This window comes from Aeromonas sp. Y311-2, from assembly GCF_027706025.1.
GTDB lineage: Bacteria > Pseudomonadota > Gammaproteobacteria > Enterobacterales > Aeromonadaceae > Aeromonas > Aeromonas veronii.
This window is the reverse complement of the sequence record NZ_JAPDCL010000001.1, coordinates 138540-154716: the sequence shown is the minus strand read 5'-3', so window position 1 is coordinate 154716 and position 16177 is coordinate 138540. Positions and strand designations below refer to the sequence as shown.

The 16177-nt window shown below is 61.1% G+C and carries 6 protein-coding genes; 3 read left to right on the top strand and 3 right to left on the bottom strand.

All coding sequences use genetic code 11. The annotated features are described in order from the left end of the window. Nucleotides 1–187 precede the first annotated feature (187 nt). The 3 genes from OKC42_RS00685 (at nucleotide 188) to fdhF (ending at nucleotide 10330) form a co-directional block, all read left to right on the top strand. Nucleotides 188–4432: an ATP-binding protein gene (locus tag OKC42_RS00685; protein ID WP_270818914.1), complete on the top strand. Its 4245-nt coding sequence runs from the start codon at nucleotides 188–190 to the stop codon at nucleotides 4430–4432. Beyond that, on the top strand, nucleotides 4425–5636 hold the full coding sequence (locus tag OKC42_RS00680; protein WP_270818912.1) for an EAL domain-containing response regulator: 1212 nt from the start codon (nucleotides 4425–4427) through the stop codon (nucleotides 5634–5636). The genes OKC42_RS00685 and OKC42_RS00680 overlap by 8 nt, the downstream gene beginning before the upstream one ends. Before the next feature lie 527 nt (nucleotides 5637–6163). Continuing rightward, a complete protein-coding gene (gene fdhF / locus OKC42_RS00675) occupies nucleotides 6164–10330 on the top strand; it encodes a formate dehydrogenase subunit alpha (RefSeq protein ID WP_270818911.1) in 4167 nt (1388 codons plus the stop codon). Nucleotides 10331–10425: 95 nt separating this feature from the next. Here the strand turns inward: fdhF and OKC42_RS00670 are convergent, their stop codons facing one another. From OKC42_RS00670 to OKC42_RS00660, 3 genes are all read right to left on the bottom strand, one after another. Beyond that, the gene (locus tag OKC42_RS00670; RefSeq protein ID WP_270818909.1) at nucleotides 10426–11283 is read right to left on the bottom strand and encodes an aldose 1-epimerase; all 858 of its coding nucleotides are present in this window, start codon (nucleotides 11281–11283) and stop codon (nucleotides 10426–10428) included. Continuing rightward, nucleotides 11280–12731, bottom strand: a complete 1452-nt coding sequence (locus OKC42_RS00665; RefSeq protein WP_270818907.1) for a sugar porter family MFS transporter — start codon at nucleotides 12729–12731, stop codon at nucleotides 11280–11282. Before OKC42_RS00665 ends, OKC42_RS00670 begins: the two co-directional genes overlap by 4 nt. A gap of 81 nt (nucleotides 12732–12812) precedes the next feature. After that, nucleotides 12813–16091 (bottom strand): DUF5107 domain-containing protein, encoded by a 3279-nt coding sequence (locus tag OKC42_RS00660; protein WP_270818905.1) that lies wholly within the window; start codon nucleotides 16089–16091, stop codon nucleotides 12813–12815. Nucleotides 16092–16177: the final 86 nt, after the last annotated feature.

Below are 16177 nucleotides of genomic sequence, written 5' to 3'. Positions count from 1 at the left end.
GAACTGGCCTTTGGCAAAAAATCAGGCGCATCACCGCGCAGGCTTTATTATCAGGTTGCCATCCCTGTACTAGCCGGACTCACAGCCGCACATCGGCATGTCGTGGCCCAATATTGAGTAAATTGAAGTTGGCCGCTGCATTTTAATGCACTTACAATATGCGCCCAATTCTGTTGGATTCCTTCTGATGCTCCGCCAATGTGATCGTCTATTCCTGTTTCTCCTGCTACTGCTCTGGGGCGTGGCGGCGCACGCCATTACCAGTCTGAATGAAGACGAGTTTGATCTGTCTGAGCGCGCCTGGCTGTCATCACACCAGGAGCTAGTCATCGGCATGCCGATGATGGGTGACCCTCCATACAGCTATAAGGATGCAGATCAACGCTTTACCGGCCCAGTCCCCGATATTGCGCAGCAGATTGCCAGAACGCTCGGGTTGACCCTGCGCTACAAGGTTTACCCCTCCTACGTGGATGCGCTGTCCGGACTTGACCACGGCGCAATCGACATACTGGTGAACGACCAGCCAAGCGAACAATGGCGATCCAATATTGTCTCCCTCCCATTTTTGCTCTCCATGCCGCGCGGCGTGCTGCTCAACAATGGCAAAACGAAGTTGTCACGACAGGATGCCCATGGTTTGCACTGGATCTGTGTCATGGGAGTCAATGCTTGCAGTGAATTGAAAAAACTGGGATTTCCCCGTGTGACCGAGGCCGAGAGTCGCAGCGAAGCGGCCTTTATGCTCAAAAAGCGCATGGCTGACGCCTATCTTGCTGACATGCCGTCACTGGTGATGGTGAAAGATCAGCACCCCAAGGCTGGCTTCACCATTGCCACTCCGGAATGGGTAAGCGGCACGTCTCTCTCCATCAATATGAACCAGAGCGACCCGGCACTGGTCAGCCTGGTGAGCAAGGCATTCAACGAGATACCGGTTGAAGATCGTCGTCATATGCTGGCAGCTACCACGACTAGCCAACATGCGGACTCAGGAGCGGTAAAGTCTGTGCAGTTTACCCCTGAGGAGCAGGAGTGGCTCAACCAGCATCCTGAGCTCACTTACGGCGTCTCTCCGGACTGGACCTCCATGAGCGAATTCAATTACCGGGGCAGGCTGGTCGGTTATGTGGCGGACCTGATGGCGCTGATGCAGCAAGTCTCCGGGCTGAAGTTCTCTCTGGTTCGCACCAATAGCTGGGGGGAAACCCAGAACCTGCTGAAGCTGCGGCAGATCGATTTTATTCCGGCCATCTCCCCCAACCACGACCGCGGCCAGTTTGCACTGTTCACCCCCGGCTATCTGTTTGTCGATCGGGTAGTCATTGCCCCCAAACGCAGTGCCGATATCACCGATCTCTCACTGCTGCGAGGGAAACGGGTCGGCATGGTGCATGGCTCGCTGGACAAAGATCTACTGACCCACATCGGCGCCCATCCGGTAGAGGTCAACAATGACAACCGCTTGCTGGAGCTGCTGGACACGGGCGATGCCGACTACGTGATGGTCACCCTGCCATCCATCAACAAGCGGGTTAGCGAACGCTATCAGGTGGTCTATGCCGGCAAAGACTTGCGCCTGCCGGTCGCCATGGCCACGCGCAAAGATCCCATGCTGCAGCGGATCCTTACCAAGGTGCTCTATTCGATACCGCCGGAGGAGCTCCATAAAGTGGAGAAACGCTGGCTCTCCATGAGCGTGCAGACCGGCATCAATAACGAAACAGTGCTGTTCTGGTTCGTAATGAGCGGCGCAACTGCCACCCTGCTGTTTACCCTGTTCTGGGCGTGGAACCGTACCCTGAAACGGGAGATCGTGCAGCGACAACGGGCCGAGAAGACGCTCAATGAACAGTTAGTGTTCATCCAGACCCTGCTCGACTCCCTACCCAATATGGTGGCGCTGCGGGATCGCGATCATCGCCTGACCCTCAGCAACCGGGCATACCGCGAGCTGTTTGTCGGTGATGGGGAAGAAGGTGATCGCTGGGGCTATATGACCGAGGACGAGCGGCAACAGATGCTGCGCGAGGAGCGTGCGGTCTGGGAAACCGGCGAGATCTTCCAAGGATCGGGTTATACCCAGCGCGAGGGGGATGTTCCCCTTCACGTGGTCTACGTCAAGTTGCCCTATCGCGCAGCAGACGGCGCCATTCAGGGGGTGCTGACGGTATTGACCGATGTCAGTGCCCTCAAGGCCGCCGAAAACAAGGTGCGGGAAGTGGAGGGCAGGCTGCGGGACATCACCGACAGCATGCCGGGTCTGGTCTATCAATATCTCTGGCAAGGGGCCGGCAAGGGGAAATTCCTCTATCTGTCCCAAGGAGCCAGCGACATTCTCGGGATGACCCATCAAGAGTTGATGGCAGCCGAGTCTGGCGGCGTGATCCTCGGCTTGAACGATGAGGCTATGGCAACCTTTATCGATAAGGTGGCCAAACATGCGCAAACCCTTGAGCCGCTCGATATGGAGGTGCTGGTGCCCTCTGTTCAGGGGGAGCGCTATATCCAGATCCGCGGCAACTTTGTGGCGCAACAGGGCCATGATCGCCTGCTCAACGGCGTGGTGCAGGACATCACCGCCATCAAGCAACAGGAGCATGAGCTGCGTGAGGCGCGCGCCGCGGCCGAGCAGGCGATGCAGGCTCGCAGCCTTTTTCTGGCCACCATGAGCCATGAGCTGAGAACCCCCATCTCGGGCATGCACGGCATGCTGGAGCTGCTGCGCATGAGCGAGCTCAATGATGACCAGCGCTATCTGCTGCGCAATGTGGAGAGCTCGGCCAACCACCTGCTCTATCTGGTCAACGATATCCTCGACTTTTCCAAAATCGAGGCGGGTCAGCTGCACCTCAATCGCCAATCCTGCCGTCTGCAACCTGTGGTGTGCGATGTGATCCGCGGCCATGCCGCACTGGCCTACAGCAAGGGGCTGAAGGTCACGCTCCAGTGGGAGGATCAACTCCCCGACCTGGCCGATATCGATCCGGTCAGAGTGGGCCAGGTGGTTTCCAATCTGCTCAATAATGCGGTGAAGTTCACCGAGCAGGGCACCATTTCGATCCAGGTCAGCTGTCACGACCAGCAGCTGGTTATCGCGGTGACGGATACCGGCATCGGCATCGCCGAAGAGAAGCAAGCGCTGCTCTTTACCCCGTTCGAGCAGGTGGAATCCGATATCAATCGCCGCTTTGGCGGCACCGGTCTGGGCCTGGCCATCTGTGATCAGCTGGTGAAGAAGATGGGCGGCACCCTGACGGTCAAGAGCCAGCTCGGTGAAGGGGCCTGTTTCCGCTTTAGCATCCCGCTGCTCAATGGCCTGTGGGAGCCACCCGCACTGGCGGGCAGCGAATGGTGGTGGCTGGGTAGCGATGCCGCCTTGCAGGCCACCATGGCACGGCTCGGCGCCCGGTTGAGCCCCCTCGATATCCACCAGTTCACCGCCGATCTCGACGGACTGCTGTTGGCGGAAGAGGCCGCGCTGGAATCCAGTCTGGGGAGCGATTGGCACACCTTGTTGCAGTCCGGCACTCTCAAGGGGGTCATCCTCTCCCCCCGCGAAGCGTTGCGGGGGCGCATGGGCTCGGAGAACTGGTGGCGCCTCGGCCAATCCCCCCTCTATCCGGATCTGTTGCTCGAAAGCTGCCGCGAACTGATCACCGGGCGAGCCGTGACCACCCATGCCGCCAGCATCGAAAAACTGGTCGGGCGGGTGCTGGTCGCCGATGACCATCTGGTCAATCGCGCCCTGCTGACCCGTCAGCTGGCGATTCTGGGGGTGGAGTGCGAGGTAGTGGAAGATGGCGAGAAGGCGTTGCGCGCCTGGCAAACCCGGGATTTCGCCCTGCTGATCACCGACTGCCACATGCCGCACATGGATGGCTACACCCTGACCCGCCACCTGCGGGAACAAGGGGAGCAAGCCCCCATTATCGGCGTCACCGCCGATACCTCGGAGGAGGCGGCAGCCAATATGACGGCAGCAGGCATGAACGGCATGCTGTGCAAACCTTATTCGCTGGAGTCACTGCGCCAGATGCTGCTGCGGTGGTTGCCCGCGACTACGATCACAGAGAGAGTGCCCGCACGACAGGCCATCAATCTCGACATGATCGGTCGCTGGCAAGATCTGTTTGGCGATGAAGAGATTGCCAAAAGCATGGCAAGGGAGTATCTGGCCTCCAACCGGAAAGATTGCCACGCTATGATGAGCGCGCTCTCCTCCGATGATAGCCAGGAGCTGGTGGAGATCGCCCACCGCATCAAAGGGGCAGCCAGAATGGTCGGGGAGCTCTCCCTGGCCGAGCAGGCGGCGCAACTGGAATCGGCGGCCCGCCTCAAACAGTTGAGCGAGCTCGCGCTGCTGACACAGAGAGTGGAAGAACAGATGAACAATATTGAACGTGAAATGGGATTGTGGCTCGATGAGTAGAACGGCAGACGAGTTGGTCATCATGGTGGTCGAGGATCACGGGTTTCAACGCAAGACCCTGATGCACCAGATCCGGGCGCTCGGTTATCAGCAACTGCTGGAGGCCGCAGACGGCATCGAAGCCCTGGCGCTCTGCCAGAGCCACGCTGTCGACATCCTGTTCTGCGATCTGCGGATGCCCGGCATGGATGGCATGGCGCTGCTGCGCCGCCTCTCGCTGGGTGGCTTTCGGGGCGGCATCATCCTCTCCAGCGCGCTGGAAGATGACGTGGTGGAGGCCGTGCTGCGCATGAGCTCGGCCTATGGTCTCCATGTGCTGGGTCGCATCGAGAAACCCTCCAGCCCGCAGCGGCTGCGCCAGTTGATCGACTCCTGGGCACCCAAGTCGGCCCCGTCCGGCAAAGAGGATGGTCTCACCCTCTCGGTGGACGAGCTCAAACGCGCCCTCGACAACGACCAGCTGTTGCCATGGTATCAACCCAAGGTCGGCTTTGCGTCCGGCCAGTGGGTGGGGATGGAGGCGCTGGCCCGCTGGCAGCATCCGGAATACGGGCTGATCTCCCCCGGCATGTTTATCCCGCTGGCGGAAAACAACGGCCTTATCGATCAGCTGACCGATGTCATCATCAACAAGTCGCTGCAGGATTGCCATCTGTGGGGGCAGACCGGCCTATCCCTCAATCTGTCGATGAATCTCTCAACCACCTCGCTGATCGAGGGAGATCTCTGCCACTTCCTGATCAACCAGTGCCAGCGCTGGGGCGTCAATCCCGAGCTGATCACCCTGGAGGTGACCGAAAGCTCGTTTGTCGAGGATATCGGCAAGGCACTGGAGGTGCTGACTCGGCTGCGGATGCACGGCTTTGGCCTCTCCATCGATGACTTCGGTACCGGCTACTCCTCGATGCAGCAGCTGACGCTGCTGCCGTTTACCGAGCTCAAACTTGATCGATCTTTTGTCGATCGCTGCTATGCCGACCCCTCCCGTCTGGCCATCATCGAATCGAGCATCGAGCTGGCCCGCAAGCTGGGGCTGAAATCAGTCGCCGAAGGGGTGGAAGATGTGCAGACTTGGCAACTGCTGGCCAAGCTGGGGTGCGATATCTGTCAGGGCTTCTTTACCGCCCGCCCGATGCCGCGCAGCGAACTGCAGCACTGGCACCAGATCTGGCAAGCCCGACTGCCGACCCTGATATCCGGCTGATCTCCTGCGACCAACCCTTCGGGCCAACAGGGCACCGACCGGCAACGTGAATGGCCGCCTTGGAAAAGGTGGCCATTTTCTTTATCTAGGACTCGCCACTCACGCATGCCCGCCCCCTCTCCAGCAACCGTCTATCCAGCCGAGTGCCACCCACCCCCTTTGCTCTGCATGCCTTCATCAGAGTCACCATTTATGCAAAATAAGTTGCATCACAAATGGTGCTACTGGCGGTTCACGCCTACCGCGAGCGAGAGCGGCCTCTCTTCTGCCAGACGCATAAACTGACAATAAGACAATGAATCGCCTGCTGTAACAGGAATAGTTCTCAACGATGCGCCGTGCCGATGAGGTAGACAAGACAACCTGAAATCGTTTTCCCTTTTGAACAATAAGCTGTCTAAAATCAAATAAAGTTGTAAATAATCTTTGTTATGGTGAGCGTATAGCAAGCGGCCTCCCTGTCGCTTCCCCTGCTGGCTCCGCCAGATGCAGCATTTTCTGCGCCTTGAAAGCGAGTTTATGACGCCATGATCACCATCACCCTCGATGGGGCTCAGTTGACGGTTGACCCGACCAGAACCCTGCTCCAGATAGCCAAACAGCACCAGATCGACATCCCCTCCCTGTGCGGTGACAACACCAGCGGCCCCAAGACCCCCTGCGACCTCTGCGTGGTGGAGATTGCCGGTCTCGGCATCCGCCGCGCCTGCGAGACGCGCCCCGAGGCAGGGATGGTGATCACCAGCCAGAGCGATGCCCTGCGCGCGCAGCGCCAGCAGGCGCTCGGCCGCATCCTCGCAGATCACTACGCCGATTGCGAAGCCCCCTGCCAACGCGCCTGTCCGGCCGGGGTGGACATTCAATCCTATCTGCACCACATCGCCATGGGGGAGCACGAGGCGGCCATGGCCGTTATCAAGCAGACCCTGCCGATGCCTCTCTCCATCGGCCGGGTCTGTCCCGCATTTTGTGAGGCACAGTGCCGCCGCGCGTTGGTGGATGAGCCACTGGCCATTCGTCAGCTCAAGCGCCACGCCGCCGATCTCGATCTGGCAGAGGTTGCCCCCTATCAACCGGCAAAGAAGCCCGCCAAGGGCAAGCGGGTGGCCATTATTGGCAGCGGCCCAGGCGGCCTCACCTGCGGTTACTATCTGGGTTACGAGGGGTTCGAGGTCGATCTGTTCGAGGCGATGCCCGAAGCGGGTGGCTGGCTGCGCTACGGCATCCCCGAATACCGGCTGCCCAAGGCGATCCTCGATCAGGAGATCGACCTGATGTGCCAGAGTGGCATGCGGATCCACACCCAGCAGCGACTGGGCCACCAGATCACCCTCTCGGCACTGTGCCGCGACTATGATGCGGTCTGTCTGGCGGTTGGCGCTTCCAAGGCGGTGCCGATGGATTACCCGGGCAGCACCCTGGCCGGTTGTTATCTCGGGGTCGATTACCTCAAGGATCGGATGCTGGCCAAGCGGCTCACCACCGGCAAGAGGGTTGCGGTGATCGGGGGTGGTAATACCGCGATCGACTGCGCCCGCACGGCGGTCAGGCTGGGCGCAGAAACCACCCTTATCTATCGCCGCACCCGCGCCGAGATGCCCGCCGAAGCCTACGAAATCGACGAAGCGGAGCACGAAGGGGTGCGCTTTTTGATGCTCACCAATCCGGTGGAGAATCTGCCGGACAGTCGTGGTCGCGTCTTTCAGGTGCGCCTCGAGAAGATGGCTCTCGGCGAGCCGGACGCCTCCGGTCGCCGCCGCCCGGAGCCCACTGGCGAGTACCTCATTGAAGAATTCGATACCGTGATTGCGGCGGTGTCACAGCAGCCGGATCTCAGCTTTATGGAAGGGGAACCCCTCACCCTCCCCTTCACCCGCTGGCAGACGCTGGAATCCCACCCCGACACCATGCACAGCGGCCACGGCAACCTGTTCGCCATCGGCGATCTGCGCCGCGGACCGGCAACCGCCATCGAGGCGGTTGCCGATGGCCGCAAGGCCGCACTGGCCATCGATCAGTTCCTCCACGGTGACATGGTCGATCCGGTTCGCCCCTTCAACGCCTGCAAGGCCCCCAAACTCAAGCAGGTCGATCCCGCCCAGTTTGCTCACCTGAAAAAAGTCGCCCGCACCATCATGCCCCATCTGGCAGAGCAGGATCGCGAGGGCAGCTTTGCCGAGGTGGAGCGTGGTTTGAGTGATGCCGATGCCCGCAGCGAAGCCAGCCGCTGCCTCGAGTGCGGCTGTCAGGCCAACACCGATTGTGCCCTGCGCGACTACGCCACCGAATACAAGGTCGAGCAGAGCGCTCTCGACACCAGCCAGTGCCAGAAGTTTGCAGTGGATAACAGCAGCGAATTTATCGTGTTCGATGCCAACCGCTGCATCGGCTGCGGCCAGTGCGTGCAGACCTGTGGCGAACAGGCGGTGCAGGGTGTGCTGCGCTTTGCCAAGCACAGCGATGGCACCCTCTCGAACCGCCCGCAGTTCGACAGCGGGCTGGCAATGGGCGACTCCCACTGCGTGCAGTGCGGCGCCTGTGTACAGGTCTGCCCCACCGGCGCCCTGGTGGATGCCCGCGACAAGTCGCAGGGGCGCACCGAACTGCTCACGCCAGTCAATACCATTTGCACCTACTGCGGGGTCGGCTGCGGCGTCACCCTCTATGTCGATGAGGCGCGCAACCGCATCCGCTATGTGGAGGGGAATCGCAACTCGCCGGTCAATCAGGGGCTGCTCTGCGTCAAGGGGCGCTTCGGCTTTGACTTTATCCAGAGCGAGGAGCGCCTCACTACCCCGCTTGTCCGTAAAAATGGCGAGCTGGTGCCCGCCAGCTGGCAAGAGGCCATTGAGCTGGTTGCAGAACGCTTCACCGCCCTGCGCCAGCACTATGGCAACGATGCGCTGGCGGGTTTCTCGTCAGCCAAAACCACCAACGAAGAGAACTACCTGTTCCAGAAGTTCATGCGCCGGGAGCTTGGCACCAACAACGTGGATCACTGCGCGCGGCTCTGCCACGCCTCCACCGTCACCGGGCTGGAGGCGTCACTCGGCAGCGGCGCCATGACCAACGACATCCCGAGCATTGATCACTCGGATCTCATCTTCATCATCGGCTCCGACACATCGGCGGCCCACCCCATCATCGGCTCCCATATCAAGCGGGCCGTCACCATGGGCAAAGCGCGGCTGGTAGTGGCCGATCCCAAGCGGATCGAGATGGCGGACCATGCCAGCCTCTATCTGGCCCACCGCCCCGGCACCGACGTGATGCTGCTCAACGGCCTGATGCAGCAGATCATCCAGCACGACTGGCACGACAAGGCCTATATCGCCGCACGAGTAGAAGGGTTCGAAGCGCTGCAAGCGGAGGTGCTCTCCCCGGCCTATGCACCGGACAAGGTAGCCCTCGTCACCGGCGTGCCGGCCGAGCAGGTGATCGAGCTCGCCCGCCTCATCGGCACCGCCGAACGCACCGCAATCTACTACTCGATGGGGATCACCCAGCACACTACCGGCCACGACAACGTGCGGGCCATCGCCAACCTGCAACTGCTGTGCGGCAACATCGGCATCGAAGGGGGCGGCATCAACCCGCTGCGGGGCCAATCCAACGTGCAGGGTGCCTGTGACATGGGGGCCTTGCCAAACTGCCTGCCCGGCTATCAGAAGGTGGCCAACCCCGAGGTGCATGCCCGCTTCGCAACCGTCTGGCAGCAGCCAGACTTGCCGCGCACGCCCGGCCTTACCCTCACAGAGACCATCGATGCCGCCTGCGCGGGCAGCATCAAGGGGCTCTATGTGATGGGGGAAAACCCGGTGCTGAGCGATCCGGATCAGCACCACGTCATCGAAGGGCTCAAGCAGCTGGAGTTTCTGGTGGTGCAGGATATCTTCCTCTCGGAAACCGCCCAGCTCGCCGATGTGGTGCTCCCCTCCTGCTCCTTTGCCGAGAAGAGCGGCCACTTCACCAACACCGAGCGGCGAGTTCAGCGCATCTCCCCCGCCCTCAAGGCACCGGGCGACGCGCGGGAGGATTGGTGGATCATCCAGCAGATCGCCAACGCCATGGGCGGCGACTGGCGCTATCAGAACGCCCAGGAGATCACCGCCGAGATCTGCCGGGTCACCCCGCAATACGCCGGCATCCAGTGGGATAAGGTGGGTGTACAAGGGCTACAGTGGCCCTGCAACGACGCGACGCCCGAAGGCACTCGCCTGCTCCACGGCAAGCAGTTCACCCGTGGCAAGGGGGAGATGGTCGCCACCCCGTTCCGCTATGCCGCCGAACTGCCCGACGAGACCTATCCCATCGTGCTCACTACCGGCCGCCTGCTGGAGCAGTTCCACACCGGCACCATGACCCGCAAGACCAAGGGGCTCGACAAGCTGGCTGGCCCGCGGGTGATGATGAGCGTGGCGGACGCCGAGCGGATGGGGATCAGCAACAGCGAGCGGGTGAAGGTCACCAGCCGCCGCGGCCATATCGAACTGCCCGCCTTCGTCACCAAGCGGATGCAGCCTGGCGTGGTCTTTATCCCGTTCCACTTTGCCGAAGCCCCGGCCAACCGGCTCACCATCAATGCCACCGACCCCCACGCCAAGATCCCCGAGTTCAAGGTGGCAGCGGTGCGCATCGACAAGCTGACCAGCCAACACAACTCGACACCACAGCCAGAGATGGAGATAGCCTGACCGGAGATCAGGTAACACGCAGGATAATCCGCCATAAAAAGAGCCACCCGACGGGTGGCTCTTTGCGTTCACCAATACCACAAGCCAGATCATTATCAGCCCCCGGACGCCACTGTCAGGGTCATACCGATACTCATGCGGTCACCTCTGGCGAGTAGCCGCAAACCGGGGTGACCGGCCAGGTGGTGGGCATTGGCGGCGTGACTCTGGGGCTCCAGACAGACGAAGCCACTCCCCTCATCGGGCTGATAGAGCATCAGGAAGGCACACTCGCTTGAAACCAGCAGCCGCTGCTGGCGGGCAGGATGGTCAATCTCGGCCTGACCGCGCCAGCCGCCGTAACAGTGGTTGAGCCACCCTTGCGGGCGAGCCCACAGGCGAAAATCGAGATGGGGCGCCAGCCTGCTCGACCAGTCGATCGGCAGATGATCTGCTCCCTCTTGCCAGACGCCGCTCGCCAGAAAACGGATGCGGGTCTGCTCGTCGCGCCAGAAGAAGGGGTGAAAACCCGCGCCGTAGAGACAGGGGCTCTCCCCAAGATGGGTCAGGCTGATCCGCGCCACCAGGCTCGCACCATGCAGCCGATAGTCTATCTCCGCCAGATAGTGAAAAGGGCCGCATTGGCTGGTCAACTGCAACGTCACCGAACTGGTAGAACCCGCCACCCACTGCCATGACTGCAACCAGCCATCGCCATGCAAAAAGAAGTCGGGATCGAGCTCGCTCGCGGGCAACACACACGCCTCCCCCCACAGTTCAAACCGGTTGCCTGCGACCCGATTGGCCAGCGGCACCATGGGAAACAGCGCGCTCTGGCCGGGATGCCAGGGCTGCGCCAGGTCAGTGTCGCGCAACAGCGGGCGCCCCTGCTCATCCTCCAGCCCCAGCAGACAAGCCCCTTGTGCAGAGACCCGCATCCGAAGATGCGGGTTGCCCAATGTGTAAACCGTCATGCCGAGGCGCTCGCCTTGGTCGGCGTCAGTTCGACCTTGCCCTGGGCCAGTTGGGCTTCCAGTGCCTCCAGCGTCACCCCTTTGGTCTCGGGCACCTTGCGATAGATAAAGATGAGACCGGCAAAACAGATAAGGCCATAGAGCAGGAAGCTGCCCGCAGCCCCCAACCCGGCATTGAGCAGCGGGAAGGTGTAGGTCAGCACGAAGCAGGCGATCCAGAGCGCCAGGGTACCAGCCGACATCGCCAGCCCACGCACCCGATTCGGGAAGATCTCCGAGAGCAGCACCCAAGTGACCGGCGCCAGGGTCAAGGCATAGATGGCGATGGCCGCCAATACCAGCAGCAATACTGGCAGCCCCAGTACGCCTGTGGCGTAGGCCGCCGCCATCATGCCGTAGATAATGGTCAGTCCCGCCGAACCAATCAGCATCAGCTTGCGGCGGCCAATCTTGTCCACCATGGGCAGCGCGATCAGGGTAAACAGCAAGTTGATAAGACCGGTAGCGACGATGGATTTGAGGGTGCTGTTGATGTCAAAGCCGGCAGAGGCAAAGATCTCCTGCGCATAGTTGAAGATGACGTTAATGCCGCACCACTGCTGGAACACCGCCAGCACAATCCCGATGATGAGGATCGGCCGCACCGAGGGTTTGCCCAGCTCCGCCAGCGAGACCTTGTGGGTCTCGCCCACCAGAGTCTGGCGGATATCGGCCAGGGTCTGCTTGGCATAGGCATCCCCGCCAATCTTGCCGAGCATGCGGGAGGCTTTCTCATACTGACCATCTTTGGCCAACCAGCGCGGCGACTCCGGCACGAAGAACATCAACACCAGAAACGCCAACGCAGGTACCAGTTCGGCACCGAACATCCAGCGCCAGCCGGACTGGCCGTTCCAGGTGGCCAGAATATCGGCCTGAGTGGCGTTGCTCGCAACCGGATCGGCGATCATCAGGTTCACCAGCTGAGCCGCCAGCACGCCGATGACAATGGTGAGCTGGTTGATGGCGACGAACTTGCCCCGCTTGTCGGCCGGGCTGATCTCGGCGATGTACATGGGCGAGAGCGCAGAAGCCAGACCGATACCGATCCCCCCCACGATACGATAGACCACGAACAGATCGAAGTTGCTGGCCGCAGCCGTGCCCCATGCCGAGATGGTGAAGAGGATAGCGGCCAGGATCAGCGGCTTCTTGCGGCCTAAGCGGTCAGCTGACCAGCCGGAGATAGCTGCCCCCAGCACGCAGCCCACCAGCGCCGAGCTCATGGCCCAGCCGGACTGGGCCGGATCCGTGATGGCGAAATAGGCCTCATAGAAGGGCTTGGCCCCGCCAATAACGACCCAGTCATAACCAAACAGCAGGCCACCGCAGGCGGCCACCAAACAGATCATCCAGATGTAGCTCATATTGAGCCCATTCGTATCCAATTGATTTTTCGTGCGTTCCATGACTCATCCTTTCTATCTTGTCGATTGTAGGGTGCAGTGGCGCCCCTCACCGTGGCGGGGCGCCGGTTTTTGTTATGAGAGTTATGAGTGGAGTGACAGCTCGCGGCAGATCAGGGCAAAGAGGTGTCCCTTGTCGTGAGCCGGGTTAAGGGTGAGCAGCTCTCGCAAGGTCTGTTCACAACCATCCAGCTGACCCAGTCCTAACAGACCGAGTGCTCTGACCAGCAGACAGTGCTGGCGATGTTTGTGCTGCGGGTCGTCATCCAGCACGATGAGATCCGGCAGTGAGACGGCGAAGAAGTCCGCCTCGATCGACTCGCCCATCGCCTGCTCGGCCCAGCCGACCATCCCTTCAAAGAGACGCTGCGCCTCCGCAACCCGACCAAGACGTGCCAGCGCCATACCCTGATAGAAGAGATAATCCACCGGCTGATCGTTGTAGTAGCGGCTGGCCCCGAGCGATCCTTGGCCGAGGCAGGCCAGTTGCAGGCACTGGGCCGCCAGACTCTGGTTGTCACAGGCCAGATGGCAGAGCGCCAACAGGTAATGGATATCGTTGTCGGTCTGTCCAACCAGACGTCCCTCCCCCAGATTGAGGGGGTAGTGCAACGCCTGTTGCAGCAACGGAATAGCCTGCTCGTGGCGTCCCTGAGTCATCAACACCAACGCCCGGCGTTGCTGATTGATGAGGTACTGACCGGTCACCTTACCCTCGCCCCCCTCCCAGGGGTGGAATTCGCGCAGCCGCAAGATCTCTGCCGCCGCCTCCAGCTGGCCGGTGATGTGATAGAGGCTGAGCAGTTCAGCGGTCAGATCGTCGCGCTTGAGGACCACCTCACGATGCGCCTCCAGCAGCACCAACCGCTCGCTTGGCGCCATGGCGCAGCGCTTGTGCAGCTGATCCAGTTCAAACAACAAGCGGGCATCATCCGGCTTGAGGGCAAAGGACCGGCTCAGGCACTGCTCGGCCGCCACCGGATCGCCGCTCTTGTTGAAGTGATAGATGCCAAGGTTGCGCCATGCCGGGGCAAACCCGGGCGCCTGCTCGCACACCTGCTGCCACAGGGCAATGGCTTGCGGGTAGCTGCGCTTGCTGTAGTGGAAGCAGCCCAGCAGGTAGCTGGCAAACCAGCTGTGTGGCAGTTGCGCCAGCATGGCCACCTCGCCAAGGGTATTGGGGAAGCGCACCTTGCGGCCAAAGGCCTGCTCGGCTCGCGCCAGCAGGGCATCCTGCGCCTCACCTTCCGGCAACAATGCAGCCTGGAACAGCTGCGGCAGGGTCTCCTCCACCGGCAGTGTTGAGAGCAGTTGCTGCGCCAGCTCGGGACGTCCCAATGCCAGCAGATCGCTTGCCAGGAAGCAGAGATTCACTCCGCGCCCGTTGCACAGGGTGCGCAGCGCCTCGAGATCGGTCGGCTGCTCGCTTGCCAGCCAGCGCAGGAAGGCCAGTTGATAGTGAAGTGGATAACGAACGCGCTGCTCGTCGATATAGGCGATGGCCGCCTCCTGCTCACCAGACTCCAGCAGCGCCAACCCCTTGAGGGCGATAGCGCCGTAGTGGGTACCGTTGACGGCGAGGCTGCGCTCGACAAATTGCAGCGCTTGCGAGGCATCCCGGCGCACCATGGCGATACGGGCCAGCCCGAAGAAGCCGCTGTCGCGGCAGTTACCGCTCCAGGTCGCCTTGTAGAAGTCATCGAAGGCGGCATCGAACTGCCCCAAACGTTCCTCGATGTGGCCACGCAGCAAGCTCGCCTTGCCACACTGGGGGTTCTTGTTGAGGCGATGGGCACGGACCAGCGCCTGATTGACGTAGGTCAGCGCCTGCTCATAGTTGGCACGGTTGTACTCCAGCGTTGCCAGCGCCAGGTTGCAGCGATAGTCGCCGCCATCGAGCTCCAGAGCCCGCAGGTAGTAATCAAAGGGCGAGCGGCTGGCGTGCAGATACTGCTCAAGATGCTGGCCGATGAAGTAGAGCTCGTCGACCGAGTCGAGATTGACGGCGGGCTCCGGCGCGGTGGCAGGATCAGGCAGGGCTTCGCCTGCGGGCTGATGCTCGAGATAGCTCAGGATCGGCTGGCCCTGCTCATCCAGCAGGCGTACCTGCAAGCGTCCCTCGCTGGTGATGGCCTGCGGCTCAAGCCAGGCCTGACCCGGCTGCAGATCTAGCGTCTGGGTGAACAGCACGCCACTCTCATCACTCACTTCGAAACGGGCGTGGCACAGCGGCGCGATCGCGTAGGCACCGCACAACAGACCGTCCTCGCTACGCTCCAGCTTGATGGCGGCGCGGGTGTTGGCGTTTTGCAGGGTACCGAGGGTGTTGTAGGGCAGGAAGTTCTGCACAAACACCTTCTCCTCCCCCGCATCCAGCCAGGTGAAGTCGGGCTGGTTGTCGGTATAGACCCCGGTCATCAGCTCGATGTAGGGGCCGTTGTCATCGGTCAGGTTGCGATCCCAAGCCAGACCGAAGTCACAGTTGCCCCAGCTCCACTGCTTCTTGCCCGGCGAAACGTGGTGATCCGCCACGTGCAACAGGCCGCCCTGCTCGTCATGGCAGTAGGCACCGACAAAGTCGTAGTCAGACTTGTCCGCCATATAGGAGGTGGGTACCGGAATATTGCGGTAACGGGAGATATCGACCCCGGCGGAGTAGTCCACCTTGTAGTAGGTGCCGCGGGCGATGGGGAAGGCACTGACGTCGCGCTTGCCGTGATCATAGACAGCGGTCACATCGGGCGGGAAGACGCTCTGGTGGGCATCGCCCCCTTTCACCGCCGGGTTGGACCACCAGAGAAAGTGGCGCGGTGTGTCGTTGCCGTTGAACACCTTGCCAGTGATCTCGATGAGCGCCTTGTCGGGATAGAGGGTAAAGCCCGCCATCACCTGCAGACCACGCATCGGCTCCACCTCGCCGAGCCAGACGGTCTTGGCGCCGCCCTCCCGCTCCGTAATGGTGAAGTCCACCGGCATGAAAGTGGTGGGTCTGTGGTGCTGCGGCCAGTTGAACTCGATGCCGCCGGAAATCCAGGGCCCCACCAGCCCCACCAGCGCCGGTTTGATCACCTCGTTGTAATAGACGAAGTCGCGATTCATCACCTTGTCGTAGGCACGGTGGATACGCCCCCCCAGCTCCGGCAGCAGCATCACCTTGATAAAGTCGTTCTCCAGCCAGACCGCCTGATAGGACTTCATCTTCTTCTGGCCGGTGAGGGTGTCGATCACCCCATAGGGATAGACAGCCCCCGAGGAGCCCTGATAGACCCGCTTCTCGAGAAACATGGGGTTGGGATCTTCGGCGCCTACCTCGTAGGTCGGCAGTGAGATGGTCTCTACCCAGACCTTGACATCAGCTCTCATTAATCTCGCCTCACTCAACATTTGTTAATAAAGTTTTCAGTGAGACCAGATTAGAATGGTTAAACCTGCATTAATTGCTGAAAGAT